The organism is Nocardia vaccinii NBRC 15922, from assembly GCF_001613305.1.
GTDB classification, from domain to species: domain Bacteria; phylum Actinomycetota; class Actinomycetes; order Mycobacteriales; family Mycobacteriaceae; genus Nocardia; species Nocardia vaccinii.
Window position 1 is genome coordinate 1 of sequence record NZ_BDCC01000082.1, and the last position, 20,990, is coordinate 20,990.

A 20,990-nucleotide genomic window follows, 5' to 3' on the forward strand; every position below is an offset into this window, starting at 1 on the left:
GCGAAGGCGATTCCGGTCACGCCGCAGGTGCGCGTCGCACTCGGACTCTCCCCGGAGGTGAACTCGCTCTCACCCGCGGAGATGATCCGGGCGATTCTGCTCGCGCCGGTGGATCTGCTGTGGAACGGTGGAATCGGCACCTATGTGAAAGCGTCCACCGAGTCCGACGCCGATGCCGGTGACAAGACCAACGATCCGGTGCGCGTCGATGCGAATCGCCTGCGAGCCAAAGTGATCGGCGAGGGCGGCAACCTCGGGCTCACCTCGCTGGGACGCATCGAATTCTGCCGCCACGGCGGTAAGTGCAATACCGACGCACTGGACAACTCCGCGGGTGTGGACTGCTCGGACCACGAGGTCAACATCAAGGTGCTGCTGGACGGCCTGGTCACCGGTGGCGAGCTGGCCGCCGCCGACCGCAATCCGCTGCTGGCCTCGATGACCGACGAGGTCGCCGAACTCGTTCTGCGGGACAATATTTCGCAGAACTTCTGCATGGGCCTGTCCCGCGGCGACGCGCGTTCGATGCTGGAGGTGCACCGCAGGCTGATCGCCGATCTCGAGACCCGGCACGAGCTGGACCGCGCGCTCGAGGCGTTGCCTTCGGATGCCGAACTCAGCGAGCGCGCGGCGCGTGGCGAAGGGCTGACCTCGCCCGAGATCGCGAATCTGCTCGCACACGTGAAGCTTTCGATCAAACAGGAGCTGCTGGCCGGTGATCTGCCGGACAGCTCGGCCTTCGCCGCCCGCCTGCCGGGGTACTTCCCGCGGGCGCTGAGCGAACGATTCGCGATCGCGATCCGCAGGCATCCGCTGCGCCGGGAGATCGTCGCCACGACGGTGGTCAACGAGATGGTCGACTACGGCGGCATCACCTTCGCCTTCCGGCTGGCCGAGGAAGCGGGAGCCGATGCCGCGGATGCCGTGCGCGCCTTCACCACGGCGGTGGAGATCTTCGACCTGCACACGCTGTGGGAGCGCATTCGCACCACGCCGATGCCCGCCGCGGTCCGCGACGAGCTGGAATTGGAAACCGAGCGCACCCTCGATCGGGCTTGCCGCTGGCTGCTGGCCCACCGTCCGCAGCCGATCGCGATCGGCGCGGATATCGCGCGATACCGGGAAGGGGTGCGCACCCTCGCGGTGCCGGCCTGGCAGCCCGGTCCGCTCGCGGCCGATCTGCTGCGGCGCTCGCGCGGGCCGATCGACCGTGGCGCTCCGCGCGATCTGGCCGAGGAGGTGTATCTGCTCATCCACCGGTTCTCGCTGCTGGACGTGCTCGACATCGCCGACATCACCCAGCGCGACCCGCAGGAGGTCGTGGCCCTCTATTACGCCCTGGACGACCGCTTCGAGATCCAGCGCCTGCTCACCGAGGTCGCCGGTCTGGACCGCGGCGACCGCTGGCGCACCCTGGCCCGGCTCGCCGTCCGCGACGATCTGTACGGCTCACTGCGCTCGCTCACGATCGACGTCCTGACCATCACCGAACCCGCCGAGAGCGCCGCGGAGAAGATCGCCTACTGGGAATCCACCAACCGCCCCCGCCTGGCCCGCGCCCGGTCGGCGCTGACGGACATCTTCGCCAGCGACAGCAAGGATCTCGCGACCCTCTCCGTCGCCGCCCGCCAGTTCCGCGGCCTGGTCGGCACCGGTGAGGCAGGCCCGGCGATCATGGACTGACGCCGCGTCGCGAGCGGGCCGCATCTCTCCGGGAGCGGCCCGCTCGACTGCGCCGGAAAGCTTGGTCGGCAACGTTATTCCGGTCCGGTCCTCGCCACGGCACGATCCGGGCGGCGCGATGCCTCGGCGGGTCGGCCGCCGAATCCGGTCCGGGCGGCTGCGGTGTGGTCCGTTCGATCGGGCCGCGTGCGCCGACGCCGATGCGCCGACAATTCCAGCCCGGCCCGCTCGGTCGGCAGCCGCCGAAATTCGGTCCCGGTCCAGACCTCGCGCCGGGCTGCGTGTACGTGGTCGCGCTCGAAGCCGAGGAACTGCGGCGGGTCAGCGCCCGGTCGCCACACCGCAGGAGCTACAGAATTTGGCTGCTGCCGCCAGTTCGTGGCCGCAGGCCGTGCAGTGCTGTGGCTCAGGGGTTTTCAGGTGTTCGCCGCAGTTCGCGCAGAATCGCCCGCCCGCCGGATTGGGGGTGCTGCAGGCGGGGCAGATGGGCATGGCGGCGGGTTGCGCCGGTGCGGGAGCCGGGGGAGCGGTCGTGTGCTGCTGAATGGCGTTGAGCCCCAGGGCCGCCCCCAGGAAGCCCGCGCCACCGCCCGCGCCGTGGGCGAGTCCGTGCCCCGCGTCGAGCGCCAATTCGCCTGCCGCGTAACGCTGGAAGTCGCCGGTGAGGCGGATGTAGGTCATATCCTTGGCCAGCCGTTTGAGCCGCTCGGCATCCTCGGGGGCGAGGGTGATGTCGAAGTTGCCCATCCGCGGTATGCGCAGACCGTATTCGTAGAGCGTCGTGTTGGTCTGACGCAGCACCGCCGATTCTATGGCGTGCAGGTGCGCGGGCAGTCCCAGAATCGGCCATTCGCGACCGGAAATCCCTTGTGTGATGGTCACTTTCATGGATTTCAGGAGCAGTTCGGAGCACCAGTTCCGCACCGCGGCGGGATCGGCGAGGTCGGTCGTTCCGGCCAGTGAGGTGATCAGCTGCTCGGGTTCGCGCACCGACAGCGCGAACTCGCCGAAGGCGCGCAAGGTCACCACCTGCTCGCTGGCCGGGTCGACGATATCGGCCAGCCGCCCACCGAATTTGACCCCCGGAAACTCCCGGGTGGAGACGAAGTACAGTTCGGCGCGATAGAAGTTGCCGCCGGTGACCGAGTCGACCAGCGCGCCCAGCACCGGCAGTTCATCGGCGTCGACCCGGTGCCGTCCGGGCCCCATCGTGGCGACCACCTGCCCGGATTTGACGAACAACGCCATCTCGTCGGCGTTGACCACCGCCCGGGAGTAGCGACGGATGCTCACATCCGGCCACTTGTAGACCAACTGGTTCTTACGGGCCTCGGGGACGGCGATGAACTCCCTGTCGAACCACGCCATATCAGTACTCCCTCAGCGAATCAGACCGACCGACGCGCGACAATGTTTCGCGCACCGAGGATTACGGCCGGAACGACCGGGATCAGCAACAGCCACAACCAGTTTCCCGCCAGCACACTCATGCCGATCGCGCCCAGGACCACGATCGCCGACAGCACGGCGATCGGAGTCAGCGGGCGAGTGGGTGGTTCGGTCGAGGGCCTGGGCGCCTGCCCCGGCAGATCAGCGAGCAGACCGGCCAGCTCGGCCGTGCTGGTGGCCGCCGTGGCGCGCGTGGTGAGTTCCTCGAATTCGGCCGGGCTCAACCGCCCGACGCTCAGATGATGGGCGAGTTCATGCAGTGCGCGCTCGCGTTCAGCGGTGCTGAGTCGGGCGTACGGCATGTCATCCACAATGAGCAGGATAAGTCCGCGAACGGGCACCGCCCGCGGGCGCGAATCACCACCAGCGGGAAGTCCCGCGCCGTGACGTGGCCTTACAGTGCCGCCTCGAACGCCTCGGCGACGACCGGGCGCACCCGGTCCATCGTCCCGGCGCCGGATTCGCGGTGCACCGAGGTCATGTCGACCTCGGGCAGACCGCAGGCCACCGCCCACCGCCAGGGTTCCAGATCGCCGTCGACGTTCAGGGCGAAGCCGTGGCTGGTGACCCCGCGGCTCTGGCGCATACCGATCGAGACGATCTTGCGGCCCGTCGCACTGGTCCACACCCCCGTCAGCAATTCCGAGCCGGGCGGGGTGTCGCGGCGTTCGGCCCGGATGCCGAGTCGGTCGAGCGCCTCGATGAGCCGGAACTCCACCTCGCGGATGTAATCCACCACGCCTTCGCCCGCGCCCAGTTTCACGATCAGGTATCCGACGAGCTGGCCGGGTCCGTGATAGGTCAGCTGTCCGCCGCGGGTCGTCTCCACCACCGGAATGTGGTGGGCCGGATCGGGCAGATGTTCGTGCGGAGTGCGCCGGCCGACGGTGTACACCTGCGGATGACTCAGCAGCCACAGGGTGTCCGGCCGCTCGTCCCGTTGCCGCTGCTCGACCATCTCCGCCATCCGTTCCATGGCCTTGTCGTACTCGACGAGATCGTCCTGGATGAGCGTCAACGGCCTGGACTTCATGCCGTACATTCTGCCCCCGGCTTCGCACCTTCGGGGCGCTGACCCCGGGGCCGATTCACCGGACGCGTTGTCACGCAGCGGCGAGTTGCAGGACGAGAGTGGCCGTGGCGGGGATCAGGTACAGCACCGGGTACACGGTGGTCCGGTACGAGCGCGCCCGCAGGGTGGTCGCGACGGCGCCCAGGAAGTACAACATCAGTCCGATCGCCGCGGCGATGCCGAGGGCGGGAATGAAGATCCCGACGATCAGGCCGAGCGCACCGGCCCCTTTCGCGAGCGCGAGCCAGTTCCACCAGGACCGCGGCACCCCGTAGTCCACCAGCGAGTCGACTACGAACGCTTTCCGGGCGAACAGCGAGTAGCTGGAGAACCCGACCCACAGGGCCGTGACAACTGCGACGACGTAATAGGCGATGGTCATGGATTCGTCTCCTTCCATGGGATCCGCACCGTGTATGCCGGATAGACGAAGTGGCGGTCACGAGTGTGACACGGGGCCTCCGGCCCGCCGGAGCGACGCGGCGCCCCTCGAACACGGCGTACGGTCGGGTTCGATACCAGATTCCTCTGTGGGGAAGGAGTTCGAGCGTGACCACCAGTGCTGAGGTCCTGATCGACGGGTACGAGCGGGTGCGGGAGGTCGTGCACGAGGCGGTGGACGGGCTCGCGGCGGCGGCATTGAACTTCCGGGTCGATCCGGGCGCCAATTCGATCGCCTGGCTCGTATGGCATCTGACCCGGGTACAGGACGATCATGTCGCCGACGTCGCCGGCCGGGAGCAGGTCTGGACCGCGGGCGGCTGGTTCGACCGGTTCGCACTGCCGATCGACCCCGGTGACACGGGATACGGCCATTCCGCGGACGATGTCGCGGAAATACAGGCACCGGCCGAACTGCTCACCGGTTACTACGACGCGGTGCAGGAGCAGACGTTGCGTTATGTGGGCGGGCTGAGCGATGCGGATCTGTCCCGGGTGGTGGACACCCGGTGGGATCCGCCGGTCACCCTCGGCGTGCGGCTGGTCAGCGTGATCTCCGACGATCTGCAGCACGCCGGGCAGGCCGCCTACCTGCGCGGGGTTATTGCGCGGACGAGTTAGGCAGCGCCGCTCGGGAGTGGCCGAACCCGTTGGCGGAGGACGGGTTCGGCACCCTCTGCAGCAATTCGGGTCCGTACAGCCGCAGTGCCGCGTCGCCGCCCTCATAGTCCTGCTCCACGGCCGTCTGTTCCGAAGCCGAGGCTGGGTCGTCCTCCTCGGGCTCGCGTTCGGCCGCCTGCACCTGTGTGGTCTGCCCGCTCTGCCTGCGGGTGTACATCCAACTGCACAGGACCGCGAGGAAGATGATCGCCACGCCGATCAGGCCCGTGGTGACCTCGTCGATGGCATGTCCGGTGGACCACAGCAGGATCGCCGCCAGTGCGCCGATGGCCCAGTGCGCACCGTGTTCGAGGTAGACGTAATCCGCCAGGCTGCCCTTGCGCACCAGGTAGACGGTGATCGAGCGGACGAACATCGCGCCGATCAGCCCCAGCCCGAGCGCGATGATGATCGGATCCGCGGTGATGGCGAACGCGCCGATCACACCGTCGAAGGAGAACGACGCGTCCAGCACCTCCAGGTACAGGAAGCCGAAGAAGGCTGCCCGGCCGGTCGCGACAACGGCTCGGGACGGGCCGGTCGGTTCGGTGTCGAACTGCGCGCCGAGGCCGTCGACGAGCAGATAGGTCACGATGCCCAGTGCACCGGCGACCATCACGACAGTCGCCTCACCGTCGGGTACGACGATGCCCGCGACCAGCACCAGTGCGATGAGCGAGACCACCACGGGGAACATGGCGAACCGGCCCAGCTGAGCCAGCGGACGTTCGATCCAGCTCAGCCAGGTGATCTCCCGCCTGGTACACACGAAGTTGAGGAACAGCATCAGCAGGAACATCCCGCCGAAGGTGGCGATCTTGGGATTGGCCTCGTTCAGAAGGGTTTCGTAGCTGGGCATCCCATCGGGAAAGTAGTGCGCACCGCCCGCAGGTGGGTGCAGTGCCAGATTCAACGCCTGGATCGGATCCAGGTGGGCCCCGATCGCGACCACGATGAGCGGGAACAGCAACCGCATCCCGAAGACCGCTATCACCACGCCGACGGTCAGGAACATCCGTTGCCAGAACACGCTCATGCGTTGCAGCACACCGGCATTCACCACGGCGTTGTCGAAGGACAGGGATACCTCGAGTACGCCGAGCACCGCCGCGGCCACGAGAGCCTGCGGACCGCCGTAGATCAGCGCCGCAACGAGCGCTGCGATAGCGACGATGAACGATGGAGCGAACACTCGCAAAAACATGACGACGCGCCTTTCGTCAGCCCTGGCCTGAGCCCGCGGCGTGCTCATTCGATGGATGACGGCACCTGTGCGGCGATCGTTACCCTGAACACGATTGTGACAGTTCTTGCGCGGGTACGACAATCGGTGTGGCTTCCGAAATCGATCTTCGCAGGTGCGACGGGTGCGAAACGCCAGCCCGGCGGGGGTGTCGGAGTTCGTCCGATATGTCCGTATCGAGCGGGCGGGAGAGGTAATTCACGCCGCGAGGGGTTCAGCCGGGCGTGATCAGCTCCGCCAGATGGCGTGGCGAGGGTGATCCGTGGGCGAGCATGGCATCGTGCCAGTCCCGCACGCTCGTACCCGCCGGGCGCGCCGCCGCGATCGCGGAAACCTCGGTGTAGCCGACGAAGTAGGTGGACAGCTGGGCCGCGCTCAACCGGGCGCGCCGCCACTTGCCCGCCGCCTCGCCCTCCTCCTGGAATCCGCGCCGTCGCATCAGTTCCATCGCCTCGGCCTCGGACATGTCCCCGCAGTGCACGCCCTGATCCAGGATCGCGTTGAGGGTCATCCGCAGATGTGATTTGAGCCGCTGCAGCCGCACCGGCAGGCCGCCGAATCCCCGCTCGGACATCAACTGTTCGGCGTAGACGGCCCAGCCCTCGATGAAAGTGCCGCTGGCGCAAAGCCCGCGCGCGGCGGTGGACCCGTGGAACCGCCGCGCGTGGGCCAGTTGCAGATAGTGGCCCGGCATCGCCTCGTGCACGGTGAGATTGCGCAGCATGTGGTCGTTGTATTCGCGATAGAACGAGGCGACCCGCTCGGCGGTCCAGTCCCGCGGTGTCGGCGAGATGGCGAAAAAGGTCGGCGCGCCTTCGGTTTCGAGCGCGCCGGGTGAATCGCAGTAGGCCACGGCTACCCCGCGGGCGAACTCCGGCATCTCCTGCACGATCAGCGGATCATCGATCAACGTCACCAGGTCTTGTGCGGCGGTGAAGGTTTCGGCCTCCTCCAGGGCGGTGGTCGCGGTGGCCAGGACGGTCTCGTCGGTGGGATGATCGACGGCCAGGTGGCGCAGCGCGGCGCGCACGGTCTCGTCGGTGGGGTTGCCGACGCCAAGGAGTTCGCCTGCGGCGCTACGGATCTCGTCCATGAGGTGGTCCAGGTGCCGATGTGCGCGATCGAGTACCTGCGCGGCGCTGAGCTCGGTGTCCAGGGTGTGCCAGAGCGTGGCTTCCCAGAGCCGGCGCCCCAGGCGCGGGTCGCGCTCGGACCGGTCGAGCCGATCGGTGAGCCAGCCGGTGAATTCGGCCAGTGCGGCCGTGGCCGCCTCGGCGGCCGAGGCGATCCGCGCACCCGGCACCTGCGCGGCCAGGGCGGGGGCCTGCTCCCGGATCAGCGCGGCGACACCCGCGAACTGCCCGATCGCGGTCTCGACGTGAATTCTCGGGCAGTCCCGCAGCACGGCGCGGGCGGTCGCCAGCGCATCGGGCAGCGCGGTGAGGCGGGCGGTGAGCAGTTCCAGACGGTGCGGCGGCGGCGCGAACGGCCGCGCCAGCAGCCCGTGCAGCAGCGGTCCGGGATTGTGCACCAACGGATTCCACTCGTGCTCACGCAATTCCCCGAGGGTGAAGATCCGACGGTCCACTTCTTGTTGCAACAGGGCGTGATCGACCCGGTCGGATGCGCCGAGATCCTCGGCGTCCACCTCGGCGAGGACATGCGAGGCCTCGCGCAGCAGGACGATCCGCGCCCGCACCGCCTCCGGCGACAGATCCGGCAGCCGATCATCGATTCGGTGGTCGCCGACGTACAGAGCGGTCACCGGATCGGCCTGGAGTATCGCATCGACGATCCGCCCGGCCCGCGCCACGAAGCTCTCGGTCATGCGGCCACGCTACCCGGCGGCGACCGTGCGGTACGGCGTGCGCGGCGGTGCGAGCCGGTGCGGGCGCCCATGATTCGGTACCGGTGATTCAGTACCAGTGATGGGCCTGCCAGAACGCCCACGCGCCGTCCGGGCCGCCGTACCGCTCGCACATGTAGGTGTAGGCCCAACGGATCTGGGTCGCGGGGTTGAACGCCCAGTCCGCGCCGAACGGGGCCATCTTCTGCGGCGGCAGCGCCTGCCCCAGACCGTATGCGCCCGAGCTCGGGTTGATCGCGAAGATGTTCCACGAACTCTCGTTGGTGATGACGTTGTCGAAGGACGGAAACTGGGTGGGCGGCACGATCATCCGGGCCAGCGTGCGCGGCGCGAACCCCATCACCGGCAACACCAGGCTCAGGCCCATACCCGTCAGATTCGGTCCGATGGTCGAGGATCCGGCCGCCGACGAACCGCCTGCCGAGGATCCGGCCGCCGAGGATCCCGCCGAGGCCGAACCGGAGGCCAGACCCGCCGGGCTCGCGGCGTCATCGCACAGGGCTTGGCAGTCCGCTCGGGCGAGCGGTGTTTGCCAGAGTGTCGCGATGCCGACCGAAATGGTTGCGGCGCAAAGCAGTACGGCGACGATCCTGCCGAGTCGAGAACTTCGCTGTTTCGACATTTCGGAGCCTTCCACATCGACCGGCTGTGCTGGCACGTGCGGGTTGCGAAAGGAGCATGCTCAGCAAAGCATGAGTTCGGAGTGGTTGCGGAAAAGCGGTCGCACTGTATCCGCACTGTTACGAGATCGTTCGTAAAGATGCGGCGTGTCCGGTGCGCGTCGCGTGTAAAGCGCAACGTGCGGGCGGATATTCCGATCAGGACAGGTAGCGAGTGAGTTGCGGCATGGCCTCGCGTGGATGGTCCGCGGTGATGCCCTCGGCGATCTCGGTGTACTGCCAGCCGTCGTTCGTGCGCAGGATGATGCCCATGATCATGCCGGTGTGCGGCCCGCGCAGCATTGTCTGCCAGGTGATCTGGGTGCCGGTCCGGCGGTCCAGGAGACGGCAGAAGCCGTTGCGGATCTTGTCGAATGTCTGTCCGGTGTAACAGGTTACGAGCAGCGCGACACCGCTGATCCGCGTCGGCAGCCGGTCCAGGTCCAAGGTGATGATCTCGTCGTCGCCGGAGCCGTCGCCGGTGAGGTTGTCGCCGTGCAGGCGCACCGCGCCGTCGCTGGAGTCGAGCCGGTCGTGGTAGACCGCCTCCACCAGTTGATCGCCGCTGAACAGCAGTGCGGCCGCGTTCAGGTCGATATCGGCCGGGCGTGAGCCGAACAGTCGCCACTTGGCCGCATCCCAGCCCAGTCCCATCGCGATCTTGTCCTGCGGTGCGCCGTCCGCGGCGCGCAACGGGATCGGCACGACCCGCCCCTTCCGCGGGGACTCCCCGCATTCGACCCGATTGATGTTGTCCCACTGTATGTGCCGCTCGCCGGGACGGCCACACAGCGGCGAGGTCCGAACCCGAAAAACATCTCCAGAGATGTAAATGGCGGTTTCCGAGGCGCCGGAACGGTTGGATGCGCGTCCACGGGTAGCGCCGTGCCGCGGATCGATCCGGCGGCGGAACGGTGCGCCGAAAACCGGTGCGGTACCGGCGATCAGCGTCGGTGAGAAGCGGTTACCCGCTGGTCATATCGTGATGTCCGCGACATTCGCCTGGCGCATTACGTAGCGCAATTCCCAGGTGCGAGAGCATGATAGGTTCGGGCGCTCGTCGTCCCTTGTTGGGCTTGTGTTTCTGCTGTGGCAATTTCGGTGGTGCACCGCGCGACATAAATCTATCGTGATGTAATTCGCGGGTGAACCGGCGGCTCGGCAGGGCCTTGCGGCGCACTCGAAGTAGGTAGCGTGGGAGTGATGTACGCCGGATGACAGCGATCGAACCCCTGGAGCAGGCCGTCCACCTCGTCGGGCGCTGCGCGGAGATCGAGCGGATCGCCGCGCTGATCGACCGGGTCGCATCCGGGAACGGCGGCGCCTTCGTGCTCATCGAAGGCGAACCCGGAATCGGGAAGACCGCACTGCTGCACCACGTCGTCGGCATGGCCGCCGCCGCGCGGACGCGGGTTCTGCTCGGTGCGGCGACCGAGGCGGAACAACCGGTTCCCGGCGCGGCCATCGGTTCCTGTGTGGCGCTGGGCGATCGCGATGGCAGCGCGGCCGGGTATCGGCTGGGGGCCCGGTTCGAGGACGCCGGCGAACGCCGCGCCGTCTCCGAGTTCGCCGTCACCGCCGCCATCTCGGAACTGCTGAGCCAGTGGTGCGCCGACGGACCGGTGGCGGTACTGGTGGACGACATCCACTGGGCCGACGCGGCGAGTCTGTCGGTGCTGCGCTGGCTGAGCGTCGCGGTGGACACCATGCCGCTACTGGTCGTGGTGGCCATGCGCCCCTACCCGCTGGGGCCCGGCCTGCCGCGTCTGCTGTCGGAGTTCGACGCGGTGGGTGCGCGGCGGATGTCCTTGGGCCCGTTGGCCGATGCGGACGTCGCCCGATTGGTGGAACAGTCGCTGGGCGCGCCACCCGGGCCGCACCTGAACGCCCTGATCGCGGGTGCTGCCGGAAATCCGCTGTACCTGACCGATCTGCTGGACGGTCGCACCTCGGCCGAGCCCGGCGCCGGACTCCCGGACGCGCTGTCGGCCAGGATCGCGCATCGGCTGGACTTCCTGCCCGAATCGGCCCGGCACACGCTCGAGGTGGCCGCCGTGCTGGCCCCGCGCATCGATCCGGTGAAACTGGCTGAGATCCTTGGCATTTCGCTGATCGATGTGTGGAACGAGATCCGCACCGCGGTCGAGGCGCGCGTGCTGGTGCACAACGGGGACGAACTGGCCTTCCGGCACGATCTGGTCCGCCGGGTCCTCGCCGAGGGGGTGTCCCCGTCGATCCGGGCTACTCTGCGCCGGCACGTCGAGGTGGCAGGGCTGCATCTGAAGCGGATCGCCGAACCGGCCGCCGACGCGGGTGCGACGGCAGGCCGGCCGATTCCGCCGTCGGCCGCGGTGGATCGGGTGGCCGAACTCATCGAGGGCACCGTGGCCGCAGCGGCCGCGGAATCACTGGTGGAGAGCCTGTCCACGCCCGGCGATCCGACAACCGTGCTGTTGTTCCGCGGGCTCGCCGACGGCGATGTGGACCGGGTCGCCGAGGCCGTGGCGGAATTCGCCCGATCGGAGCGGCCCCGGTTCGCCGCGCTGGCGGGGGAGAATCTGGCGGAGATGCTGGTCCGCAACGGGCGCACGGCGGAGGCCTGTGCCGCACTGGAGGCGGCGGTGCGGCGTTACGAGGCCCTCGGCACGGTTCCGGAGAGCGCCCGGGTGCGGGCCCGGCTGCGCGAACTGGGTGTGCGTCGCGGTGCGCGGGGCCCGCGCCGGCGGCCCAAGACCGGATGGGACGCGTTGACCGCGACCGAGGACAAGGTCGCGGTGCAGGTGGCGCAGGGATGTTCCAATGCCGAGATCGCCGAGAAGATGTTCCTGTCGCGGCGAACCGTGCAGACGCATGTGTCGAACATTCTGTCCAAACTCGGGCTGCGTTCCCGCGTTCAGGTCGCGGTGGCTTACGCGCAGCGTCGATGAGCTCGTGCAGCGTCGGTGAGCCGCGTTCACGGCATGCTCGGGCGCCGGGCGAAGGCGTGATCCAGCAGTTCGCCGAGTGCGCGCGTCACCGCGAGGCGGGCGGCCTCGGTGGCGGATTCGAGTCCACCGCGCTCGTTCGCGGTACGTCCGGACCGTTCGCGAGTCTGCCCGCCGAGGCGGTGGAAGAGTTCTCCCACGTGCTGTTCGGCGATCCGATCGCAGTCCGCGCGTAATCGTTCGATCAGCGCCAGCGCCTCGGCGGAACTCAAGCCGGCGTCGATGAGCCGGGTGGCCGGGTCCGCGGGACTCGGGGCCGGGGCGCGGTGGATCGCACGCGTCTGCGAGTCGTCCGCGGGCACCGCCTCGACGGGCGGGCTCGCGACCGGCTGCGGGCGAGTGATCGCCACCGTGGCCCGGTCCGGCGATTGTTCGGGCACGCCGAGGACATCGGCGAGGCCGTCACCGCGATCCCAGGCCTCGAGCAGTTCCCGGATGCCGTTGAGTTTCATCCCGCGGCTCAGCAGGCGGCTGATCGTCTGCAGCCGGTGCAGGTGGGCGGACCCGTAGTAACCGATGCGACCGCGAAGTTCGGGGGAGGGCAACAGACCACGCTCGTGATACACCCGCACGCTGCGTACGGTGGTGTCCGCCACCCGTGCCAGCTCATCGATCGTGTACTCCGCCTGCACAGCCAGACCCCCTGGAAGCCCAACTCATCTCTTCTATGTACCGCGATGTAGCGGTTACATGGTCAACGGTATGTCTCTGAAGACCATAGGTCAATGTACCGTTATTTGACGGCACAATCTATTGCTCTTCGCGCTGTAGTGCGTTAGCGTTCGAGTACGGCGTTGTTCGCCGCTTCCGGGGACCGTTGATCGGCCCCGATGACGTCCCTCCCATGGACACGCCCGACCCGTGGCGTGCCCTCGGCATCCTCGGAGACGGCTGTGACCACTTTCCAAACACCCGCGCCCACAGCGGGATCGCGTACGCCGACGCGTGATTCGGCGTCTTCATCCTCCGCTTTTCCGCCCGCGAGCGCGCGGCGACCGTCCTGTGCGGAGGGCCCCAACGATTGGGATCTGGACGTCGGCACGCCCGATTCGTGGCGTGCCGCCGTGCAGATCTGCCAGGAGTGCCCGCTGCTGAGTCAGTGCGCGGAATCGGCTCGCGTACTGATAGATCGGGGAATGGGGCCGCGCTCGATGATCTGGGCGGGCGTGGCCTACGACGCGGCCGGCCGGGTCCTGGACAACCTGGATCGGCATCGGATCGCGGCCGTCGATCACAAGCCGCCGCTGCGCATCATCCGGCACAGCGAACGCCCCCGGAAAGCGGAACGCGCATCGGTCGTGCCGAGGCGGCATCTCGTACTCGGCCGAGGTTTGCAGTCCGCCGGTACCGCCTGCGGTTGACCTATACATTGGCACTGCGCAGTCGGCCTCCGATCATCGGAAGGTCGCTCGCGGCAGCCGAATCCGCCCGTTCCCATCGAGGTGACAGCACAGTGTCGACACCCAGCACTATCATTCGAAGTCTGGTCCCCGCGCGAATGGACCGGTTGCCGTGGGCCAGATTCCACTGGCTGATCGTCGTCGGTCTCGGGGTGTCCTGGATTCTGGACGGCCTGGAGATCCAGATCGTCTCCAGTATGGGCTCGCTGCTGCAGAATCAGCAGACCCTGCACCTGACGCCCGGTGAGGTCGGTGCGATGGGGTCGTGGTATCTGGGCGGGCAGGTGGTGGGCGCGCTGTTCTTCGGCCGGATCACCGACAAACTCGGCCGCAAGAAGCTGTTCATCCTGACGCTGGCGATCTATCTGATCGGCAGCGGGCTGGCCGGCTTCTCGTGGGATGCCTGGTCGCTGTTCATCTTCCGGTTCATCGCGGGCACCGGAATCGGCGGCGAGTACACCGCCATCAATTCCGCGATCGACGAGATCATGCCCTCGCGGTACCGCGGCCGGGTGGATATCGCGATCAACGGAACCTATTGGGGCGGTGCGGCTCTGGGGGCCGCGGCCAGTCTGCTGCTGTACAACGAGCACTACGTGCCCGTCGAATGGGGTTGGCGCGTCGGCTTCTTCATCGGCCCGGTGCTCGGTTTCATCATCATCTTCCTGCGCCGCCAGATCCCGGAGAGCCCGCGGTGGTTGTTGACGCACGGCCGGGCCGTGGAAGCCGAACGCACCGTGGCCGAGATCGAGGAACACGTCCGCAGCAGGGGCGTGGACCTGCCGCCGGTGGATGCGAGTCAGGCACTCGAGATCGTCGAACTCGATCGGGTGTCCTATCTTCAGATGGCGCGAGTCTTCTTCGGGCGCTACCCATCTCGATCATTCCTCGGATTCACGATGATGGTGACCCAGGCATTCCTCTACAACGCCATCTTCTTCACCGAGGCGCAGGTCCTGACCCACTTCTATCACGTGCCCGACGATCACACCGGGTACTACTTCTTCCCGTTCGCGATCGGCAATCTGATCGGCCCGATCGTGCTGGGTCCGCTGTTCGACAGCATCGGGCGACGCAAGATGATCTGCGGGACGTACGTGCTCTCCGGCGTGCTACTCGCCCTGTCCGCCTGGGCATTCCACGCCGGGATCCTGAATGCCGGCACGCAGACCGCCTTCTGGTGCGTCATCTTCTTCTTCGCCTCGGCCGGTGCGTCCTCGGCCTATCTCACGGTGAGCGAGATCTTCCCGCTGGAGCTGCGGGGCCAGGCGATCTCCTTCTTCTTCGCCATCTCCCAGGGCGCGGGCGGCGTGCTGGCCCCCTATCTGTTCAGTCTCCTGGTGGGCGGGGCCGACAATCCGAGTCTGGACCGGCTGCCGCTGGCGATCGGCTATCTGATCGGAGCCGCGGCGATGATCTTCGGCGGCTTGGTCGCCTGGTTCTTCGGTGTGGATGCCGAAGGGAAGTCGTTGGAGGACATCGCCGAACCGCTGTCCAAGGCGAATGTGGACGAGCTCGGGGATTCCGGCCGAGCGCGGGTCTGAGCACATATTCCCGGGGCCGGGTCGAGCGCCGTAGTTGCTCGCCCGGCCTCGGGGGTTCCCAGCGATGGGATTAATGTGCCGATAGTTGGCGGTACATTGGGTGGCGATATGATTTACGTCACCTGAAAGGCCGTGTCATGACAGCCGTCCACCCGCCCAGGTCGACCGCTCCGTCCGCAGGTCTGCATCACGAGGACGCCGGGTATCACAAGTCGCTACGGCCCAGGCAGCTACAGATGATCGCCATCGGCGGCGCGATCGGCACCGGGTTGTTCCTGGGATCGGCGGATCGGCTCGAACACGCCGGGCCCGGACTTTTCCTGGTGTACGCGGTATGCGGCGTATTCGTCTTCTTCGTCCTACGGGCCCTGGGCGAACTTGTCGCGCATCGGCCGTCCTCGGGGTCGTTCGTGTCCTACGCGCGCGAGTTCTACGGGGAGAAACTGGCTTTCGGCGTCGGCTGGATGTACTTCTTCCACTGGTGCATGACCGGCATCGTCGACATCACCGCCATCGCCACCTATGTGCATTACTGGAGTCCGACCCAGATCATCCCGCAGTGGGCGATCGCGTTGGTGGCGCTGGTGATCGTGGTCGCGTTCAATCTGATCTCGGTGCGCTGGTTCGGCGAACTGGAGTTCTGGGTCGCGCTGATCAAGGTCCTGGCCCTGGTCGCCTTCCTGATCGTCGGCTCGATCATTCTCGGCGGCCGGTTCACCATCCGAGGCCAGCAGACCGGATTCGGCCTGCTGGCCGAGAACGGCGGGCTGTTCCCGGTGGGCCTGCTGCCGCTGGTCACGGTCACAACGGGCGTGGTATTCGCCTACGCCGCAGTCGAATTGGTCGGCACCGCGGCCGGCGAGACGGAACATCCCGAACAGGTCATGCCTCGCGCGATCAATACGGTGATCGCCCGGATCGCGCTGTTCTACGTCGGCTCCCTGGTGTTGCTGGGGCTGCTGCTGCCCTACAGCGATTTCGTGGGTGGTGAGAGCCCGTTCGTGACCTTCTTCGCCGGACTGGGCGTGCACGGCGCGGGCACCATCATGAATCTGGTCGTACTGACCGCGGGTTTCTCCAGCCTGAACGCCGGGCTGTATTCCACCGGCCGCATTCTGCGTTCGATGTCGGTGAACGGCAGCGCACCGGCCCTGGGTGCGCGAATGTCCAACTCGGGCGTCCCCTATGTCGGCATTCTCGCCACCGGCGCGATCGCGCTGATCGGGGTGGGCCTCAACGCCGTGGTGCCGGACAAGGCATTCGAGATCGTGTTGAACATGTCGGCGCTGGGCACGATCACCGCGTGGTCGGTGATCGTGGCCTGTCAGTTGCGCCTGTGGCGGTGGAGTCGCAAGGGCCTGGCGCAGCGGCCGGCGTTCCGGTTGCCGGGCGCGCCGTGGACCAGCGCGCTGACGTTGGCGTTCCTGCTCAGCGTGGTCGTGCTGATGGCCGTGAGCGATGACGTCGTGCAGCGCGGTGCGGTGATCGCGGTCGTGGTGGTCATGCTGCCGGTGCTGACGGCCGGATGGCTGCTGGCCCGCAAACGCGCCGCCGATATCGCCGCGAGCTGGCGGGCGGTGAGCGCGCAGTCGCCGCACCTGCCCGAACCGTCTGAGCCCGAACCGGATTCGCGGGAGTTGACCGTGGACGTGGTGGTCGAGACCGACCGGACCTGAGCGTCGCGGGGACCGGGCCGGCCGCCCGGCAAGCATATTCCCACCGGAGGGAACATCTCCTCCACGACGATATCGATGGCGGACCAGAATGAGAGCCCGACTCACCAATGGGTACGAAAGGTTCCCATGCCCGAGCACTCCGAGGCGCACGACCAACCGCTGCCGCACCCGTGGGCCAATCGGCGCATGCGCGGAAGCGAGATGCCGCGGCGGTCGACCACTCATCCGTGGGCTACTCGGGGCCCGGCCGCGCCCGAGAGCCGGATACCGAATCCGATCCTGTCGGAACGGTTTTCGGCACAGCGCGCCCGTCCGGTGGCACGTCGGCGCGACGAGGACGAGTTCGAACTCGAGTTGCTTGCCGAATCCGATTCGGCCGCGGTCGAATCCGATCTCGAGGCCGATACCGGCCGGGGATCGGGACGCAGCGCCCGGTCCCGGCCCAGTGTGCGCAAATTGGGTGGCGGGCTGGTGGAAATGCCCAAGGTGACTCCACTCGATCCGCGCGCCGCAGTGCTGACCGATCCCGAAGTGCACGAGGTCAAGCGATTTTGCTGGAAATGTGATGCGCCCGTGGGCCGCCGGAGCACCGACGGCCCCGGCGCGATCAGCGGCACCTGCGCGGCCTGTGGATCACCGTTCAACTTCCGGCCCACACTGGTGCCGGGCGAATTGGTCGCCGGACAGTACGAGGTCCAGGGTTGCCTGGCGCACGGTGGCCTGGGCTGGGTGTATCTGGCCGTGGACCGCAACGTCAGCGACCGCTGGGTGGTACTCAAGGGGCTGCAGAACCCGCTCGATTTCGAGGCGCACGTGGTGGCCCTGGCCGAACGGCAGTTCCTGTCGGAGATGGCCTATCCGGGCATCGTGAAGATCCACAACTTCGTCAAGCACGCCTCCGCGGGCCGCGATGTCGCGGCCGGATACATCGTCATGGAGTACGTCGGCGGCCGGTCGCTCAAGAAGATGCTCGATGAGCTTGCGCCGGAGCGTATTCCGGTGGCCGAGGCGATCGCGTATCTGATGGAGGTGCTGCCCGCGCTGGACTATCTGCATTCGTTCGGCCTGGCCTACAACGACCTCAAACCCGACAACATCATGGTCAGCGAGGACGAGGTCAAACTCATCGACCTCGGTGCGGTCGCCGCACTCGACTCCTACGGAAGTATCTACGGCACACCGGGTTACCAGGCGCCGGAGATCACCGAGACCGGGCCCACCGTGGCCGCCGATCTGTACTCGGTCGGCCGGACCCTGGCAGCGCTGATCCTGGATCTGCCGCTCGAACGGGACGGCAATCTGGCTCCGGTCATCCCGTCGCCGGAGCAGGAACCGCTGCTGCGGCGCTACCCCGGACTGCACCGATTGCTCTGCCGGGCAACCGATCCCGATCCGCGCCGGCGTTTCCCCTCGGCCTATGCGATGTACTGCCAGCTGGTCGGCGTGCTGCGGATGGTGCTGGCGGTGGACAGCGGCCGGGAACATCCCCAGGCATCGGTCGAATTCGCTTCCATCCTGGGCGATTTCGGCATCGATACGCTCATCGGGCAGACCGATCGGGTGATCGACGGCACGCACCGCATGCCGGAGGTGGACGTGGCCGATGTGGTGGCCGCGCTGCCGGTCCCGCTGATCGACACCGAGGATCCCAGCGCCGAACTGCTGCTGCCGCTGCTGCGTGGCGACCCGCACCAGGTCCTGGATGCGTTGCGCCGCACCAGCGCTCGGATCGCGGCCGGGGTCGTGGCCGAACCGGAGTCCTTCGAACTGGAGGGTGCGCTGGCCGCGGCGCAGGCCCATCTCGAGCTGGGTGACGTGGTGCAGGCCCGTGCGCTGCTGGACGAGCTGGCCCCCCGCCACGGCGACGACTGGCGGATCGAATGGCACCTGGGTGTCGCCGCACTGCTGGACGGCGATTTCGAGCGGGGCTACCGGCATTTCGACACCGTGCACTCGATGGTGCCCGGTGAGATAGCCCCGCCGCTGGCGCTGGCAGCGGCCGCCGAGCTGATGTTGCAGCATCTCGACGAGCCGGGCGATCCCGACCGCCTGCACGATGCCGCGATGGAGCACTACCGCACGGTGTGGCGCACCAATCACGGCGTGGTCAGCGCCGCATTCGGCCTGGCCAGGCGACTGGCCGCGGACGGCGACCTGCTCGAGGCCGTCGCGGTGCTGGACGAGGTGCCCGCCGCGTCACGGCATCACGCCATCGCGCAGATGACCGGTTCGCTGCTACTGGTCTCGCGCCCGACCGCCGAGATCACCGAGCGCGACCTCGATGCCGCGGCCGCGCGCCTGTCGGCCCTGCCGGACGACCCGCGAACGCTGCAGTTGAAGGTGATCGTGGTGGGTGCGGCGGTGGAGTGGCTGCGCGCCGGCGCCCAGCCCGCGAGACTGCAACGCATCCTCGGATTTCCGGTCACCCCCACCGGCCTGCGACAGGGCCTGGAATCCAGCCTGCGCGCACTGGCCCAGATCGCGCCCGACCGGTGGCACCGGTATCGGCTCATCGACCTGGCCAACCAGGTCCGCCCGCGCAGCTGGTGGTGACCGTCTTCGGCGGCGTACCCACCCGCGAAGATACCCGCGGGTATTTCGGTGTGGTTTCCTTTATGTATGGCCAGTGTGGAGTACACCATCGATGAGCTCGCGCGGGCGGCGGGGACGACGGTGCGCAGCCTTCGCGTGTATCACGAACGCGGCGTGCTGCCCTCACCGGAGGTTCGTGGCAGAACGGGGTTCTACGGGCCCGAACATCTGAATCGGGTGGCCACCATCAGCCGGCTGCTGGACCGCGGGATCAAACTCAACGGCATCCGCGAGCTGCTCGAGGCGTGGGATCGCGGCGATGACCTCGGTGACATCCTCGGCGTGATCGAGCCGGACGCATCATCACAGATCGAACCGTCATCCGATGACACGATCGCCGCCACCGAACTCGCGGAGCGGTACAGCAACGTCTCGCACGGCCTGGCTCGCGTGGTCGGCCTGGGGCTGTTCGAGCCGGTGGACGCCGCGACCTACCGTGTGGTCGACGCGAAGCTGGTGCGGGTGGTCGAGCAGTTGACCGGCGTCGGGCTGCCCACCGAAGAGGTTCTCGCCGATCTGGAGAAGATGCGCACCGACTGCGATCGCATTGCGCGCCGGGTGGTGGAGCTGTTCCAGCGCACCGCTTGGACGCAGTACCAGGAATCCGAGCGCGGCCCGGAGGATCTGGCGCACTTGACCGGACAGCTCACCGCGACGCGGTCGGTCGCCGTGCAGACCGCAACCGAACTGGTCGAGCGGTCCATCGCCCGATATCTCGAGGGCGATACCGAACTGACCGAAGCACTCGCCGAGGGCTGAGCCCGGCAGCGTCCTCACCTCGCGGATCGTGTCACGCGAGGTGAGCACGCGGATGTGACCACCTATCTCACACCGTCGCGAAATTCCCAGCAGTGGCAAGAGCACCAGTTTAATGTGCCGTTGAACAGCGGTACATTAAATGAGTGATAAGCACTGCTCGTGAGATCGACGTCGCCGGGCAGCCCTTCTTATAAGACGTCGATGGACGGTACGAAGATGAATGTCTCGAAACTCAACGGTGTTCAGCGGAATCCCTTCGGTTCCCGGTTCCTGACCTGCGTCGCGGTGGCGGTCGCGGTGTCGATCGGTTCGGCCGGCATGGCCGGTGCCACTCCCGGGTCCGGCGGTGGCGGGCACAGCAGCGGTGGCGGACACTCGAGTCCGGCCGGCACCTCGCACGCGGGTGTGAGCTCGCCGGGATCTCACAACAGCGGGACGCCGAGCCTGCATTCGGGGCCGTCGTACTCCTCGCCCTCGCATTCGTCGCCCTCCCACTCGTCTCCGTCGGATTCCTCCCTCTCGCGCCCCGCGCCCGCGCAATCGGCCCCGAGTGCGACCGGTCCCTCGCTCGCGGCCCCCTCGAATTCGATCCCGAACATCACCGTGCCGCACCGCTCGAACCCGGAGCCGGCTCCGGCCGCTGAGCTGGAGCGGTCCCTGCCGATCCCCGCACCTGGCGATTCCTTCAATCAGTGGCTGCGGGACGGCGCGATGCTGTGGAACATCATGGCTCCGCCCGTGCAGGCGGATCCGCAGAAGAGCGTGGCGCCCAACAACGGTCACGGCGGCTGCGACGCCACCCGGCCGCAGTGCGGCTGACGACGGGAAACACTTCCCGAATCTGGGAATCGGCTGTGGTTGTGCCGAGGAGGATTGACGATACAGTGTCGGCAACATAGTTTCGATTTCAACAGTTGGTTGCGGTGATCCGCCGCCACCGCGCTGGGCGTGACGGATGCGA

18 protein-coding genes are annotated in these 20,990 nt (G+C 67.5%); 9 read left to right on the forward strand and 9 right to left on the reverse strand.

The window, feature by feature from the left end; translation table 11 throughout:
• Window positions 1–1,683: NAD-glutamate dehydrogenase domain-containing protein (locus NV1_RS38550; protein ID WP_174557528.1), on the forward strand; the 1,683-nt coding region annotated here is incomplete at its 5' end.
• 321 nt (window positions 1,684–2,004) lie between these two features.
• Here NV1_RS38550 and NV1_RS38560 read toward each other — a convergent pair.
• The 4 genes from NV1_RS38560 to NV1_RS38575 all read right to left on the reverse strand — a co-directional run bounded on the left by NV1_RS38560 (window position 2,005) and on the right by NV1_RS38575 (window position 4,586).
• A complete protein-coding gene (locus NV1_RS38560) occupies window positions 2,005–3,051 on the reverse strand; it encodes an SPFH domain-containing protein (RefSeq protein WP_067903515.1) in 1,047 nt (348 codons plus the stop codon).
• A gap of 20 nt (window positions 3,052–3,071) precedes the next feature.
• On the reverse strand, window positions 3,072–3,434 hold the full coding sequence (locus NV1_RS38565; RefSeq protein ID WP_245714153.1) for a DUF1707 domain-containing protein: 363 nt from the start codon (window positions 3,432–3,434) through the stop codon (window positions 3,072–3,074).
• Window positions 3,435–3,526: 92 nt separating this feature from the next.
• Window positions 3,527–4,165 carry a lipoyl(octanoyl) transferase LipB gene (lipB, locus tag NV1_RS38570; protein ID WP_067903612.1) on the reverse strand — a complete coding sequence of 213 codons (639 nt, stop codon included), beginning with the start codon at window positions 4,163–4,165 and terminating at the stop codon, window positions 3,527–3,529.
• A 70-nt stretch (window positions 4,166–4,235) separates the two neighbouring features.
• Window positions 4,236–4,586, reverse strand: coding sequence for a DoxX family protein (locus NV1_RS38575; RefSeq protein ID WP_067903614.1), 351 nt, complete (start codon window positions 4,584–4,586; stop codon window positions 4,236–4,238).
• A 167-nt stretch (window positions 4,587–4,753) separates the two neighbouring features.
• On the opposite strand from NV1_RS38575, the gene NV1_RS38580 reads away from it, so the two are divergent.
• Complete coding sequence (locus NV1_RS38580; protein WP_067903520.1) at window positions 4,754–5,266, forward strand: mycothiol transferase; 513 nt, start codon at window positions 4,754–4,756, stop codon at window positions 5,264–5,266.
• Here NV1_RS38580 and NV1_RS38585 read toward each other — a convergent pair.
• From NV1_RS38585 to NV1_RS38600, 4 genes are all read right to left on the reverse strand, one after another.
• Window positions 5,247–6,509, reverse strand: coding sequence for a DUF475 domain-containing protein (locus NV1_RS38585; protein ID WP_084526533.1), 1,263 nt, complete (start codon window positions 6,507–6,509; stop codon window positions 5,247–5,249). The genes NV1_RS38580 and NV1_RS38585 overlap by 20 nt on opposite strands.
• A gap of 253 nt (window positions 6,510–6,762) precedes the next feature.
• Window positions 6,763–8,376 (reverse strand): DUF885 domain-containing protein, encoded by a 1,614-nt coding sequence (locus NV1_RS38590; RefSeq protein WP_067903522.1) that lies wholly within the window; start codon window positions 8,374–8,376, stop codon window positions 6,763–6,765.
• Between the two features lie 88 nt (window positions 8,377–8,464).
• Window positions 8,465–9,037 (reverse strand): aggregation-promoting factor C-terminal-like domain-containing protein, encoded by a 573-nt coding sequence (locus NV1_RS38595; RefSeq protein ID WP_084526535.1) that lies wholly within the window; start codon window positions 9,035–9,037, stop codon window positions 8,465–8,467.
• A gap of 196 nt (window positions 9,038–9,233) precedes the next feature.
• Window positions 9,234–9,779: a TerD family protein gene (locus tag NV1_RS38600; RefSeq protein WP_084526537.1), complete on the reverse strand. Its 546-nt coding sequence runs from the start codon at window positions 9,777–9,779 to the stop codon at window positions 9,234–9,236.
• A 509-nt stretch (window positions 9,780–10,288) separates the two neighbouring features.
• On the opposite strand from NV1_RS38600, the gene NV1_RS38610 reads away from it, so the two are divergent.
• Complete coding sequence (locus NV1_RS38610; protein WP_067903527.1) at window positions 10,289–12,001, forward strand: helix-turn-helix transcriptional regulator; 1,713 nt, start codon at window positions 10,289–10,291, stop codon at window positions 11,999–12,001.
• Between the two features lie 26 nt (window positions 12,002–12,027).
• Here NV1_RS38610 and NV1_RS38615 read toward each other — a convergent pair whose 3' ends face one another.
• On the reverse strand, window positions 12,028–12,690 hold the full coding sequence (locus tag NV1_RS38615; protein ID WP_245714150.1) for a MerR family transcriptional regulator: 663 nt from the start codon (window positions 12,688–12,690) through the stop codon (window positions 12,028–12,030).
• Window positions 12,691–12,951: 261 nt separating this feature from the next.
• Between NV1_RS38615 and NV1_RS44220 the strand changes: the two genes are divergently transcribed.
• The 6 genes from NV1_RS44220 to NV1_RS38645 all read left to right on the forward strand — a co-directional run bounded on the left by NV1_RS44220 (window position 12,952) and on the right by NV1_RS38645 (window position 20,848).
• A complete protein-coding gene (locus NV1_RS44220) occupies window positions 12,952–13,419 on the forward strand; it encodes a hypothetical protein (RefSeq protein WP_157117658.1) in 468 nt (155 codons plus the stop codon).
• 92 nt (window positions 13,420–13,511) lie between these two features.
• Window positions 13,512–15,002 (forward strand): MFS transporter, encoded by a 1,491-nt coding sequence (locus NV1_RS38625; protein ID WP_245714151.1) that lies wholly within the window; start codon window positions 13,512–13,514, stop codon window positions 15,000–15,002.
• 137 nt (window positions 15,003–15,139) lie between these two features.
• On the forward strand, window positions 15,140–16,678 hold the full coding sequence (locus NV1_RS38630) for an amino acid permease (RefSeq protein WP_067903538.1): 1,539 nt from the start codon (window positions 15,140–15,142) through the stop codon (window positions 16,676–16,678).
• Window positions 16,679–16,804: 126 nt separating this feature from the next.
• Window positions 16,805–19,231, forward strand: coding sequence for a serine/threonine-protein kinase (locus NV1_RS38635; RefSeq protein WP_067903541.1), 2,427 nt, complete (start codon window positions 16,805–16,807; stop codon window positions 19,229–19,231).
• Window positions 19,232–19,297: 66 nt separating this feature from the next.
• On the forward strand, window positions 19,298–20,029 hold the full coding sequence (locus NV1_RS38640; protein ID WP_067903544.1) for a MerR family transcriptional regulator: 732 nt from the start codon (window positions 19,298–19,300) through the stop codon (window positions 20,027–20,029).
• 201 nt (window positions 20,030–20,230) lie between these two features.
• A complete protein-coding gene (locus NV1_RS38645) occupies window positions 20,231–20,848 on the forward strand; it encodes a hypothetical protein (protein ID WP_067903547.1) in 618 nt (205 codons plus the stop codon).
• Window positions 20,849–20,990 lie beyond the last annotated feature (142 nt).

Excerpts from the sequence above, each read along its gene's own strand:
- NV1_RS38635 (WP_067903541.1), top strand. The coding sequence starts at position 16,805 with ATGCCCGAGCACTCCGAGGCGCACGACCAACCGCTGCCGCACCCGTGG.
- NV1_RS38560 (WP_067903515.1), bottom strand. The coding sequence starts at position 3,051 with ATGGCGTGGTTCGACAGGGAGTTCATCGCCGTCCCCGAGGCCCGTAAG.
- NV1_RS38565 (WP_245714153.1), bottom strand. The coding sequence starts at position 3,434 with ATGCCGTACGCCCGACTCAGCACCGCTGAACGCGAGCGCGCACTGCAT.
- NV1_RS38590 (WP_067903522.1), bottom strand. The coding sequence starts at position 8,376 with ATGACCGAGAGCTTCGTGGCGCGGGCCGGGCGGATCGTCGATGCGATA.
- NV1_RS38630 (WP_067903538.1), top strand. The coding sequence starts at position 15,140 with ATGACAGCCGTCCACCCGCCCAGGTCGACCGCTCCGTCCGCAGGTCTG.
- lipB (WP_067903612.1), bottom strand. The coding sequence starts at position 4,165 with ATGAAGTCCAGGCCGTTGACGCTCATCCAGGACGATCTCGTCGAGTAC.
- NV1_RS38640 (WP_067903544.1), top strand. The coding sequence starts at position 19,298 with ATGGCCAGTGTGGAGTACACCATCGATGAGCTCGCGCGGGCGGCGGGG.
- NV1_RS38585 (WP_084526533.1), bottom strand. The coding sequence starts at position 6,509 with ATGTTTTTGCGAGTGTTCGCTCCATCGTTCATCGTCGCTATCGCAGCG.
- NV1_RS38595 (WP_084526535.1), bottom strand. The coding sequence starts at position 9,037 with ATGTCGAAACAGCGAAGTTCTCGACTCGGCAGGATCGTCGCCGTACTG.
- NV1_RS38645 (WP_067903547.1), top strand. The coding sequence starts at position 20,231 with ATGGACGGTACGAAGATGAATGTCTCGAAACTCAACGGTGTTCAGCGG.
- NV1_RS38610 (WP_067903527.1), top strand. The coding sequence starts at position 10,289 with ATGACAGCGATCGAACCCCTGGAGCAGGCCGTCCACCTCGTCGGGCGC.
- NV1_RS38575 (WP_067903614.1), bottom strand. The coding sequence starts at position 4,586 with ATGACCATCGCCTATTACGTCGTCGCAGTTGTCACGGCCCTGTGGGTC.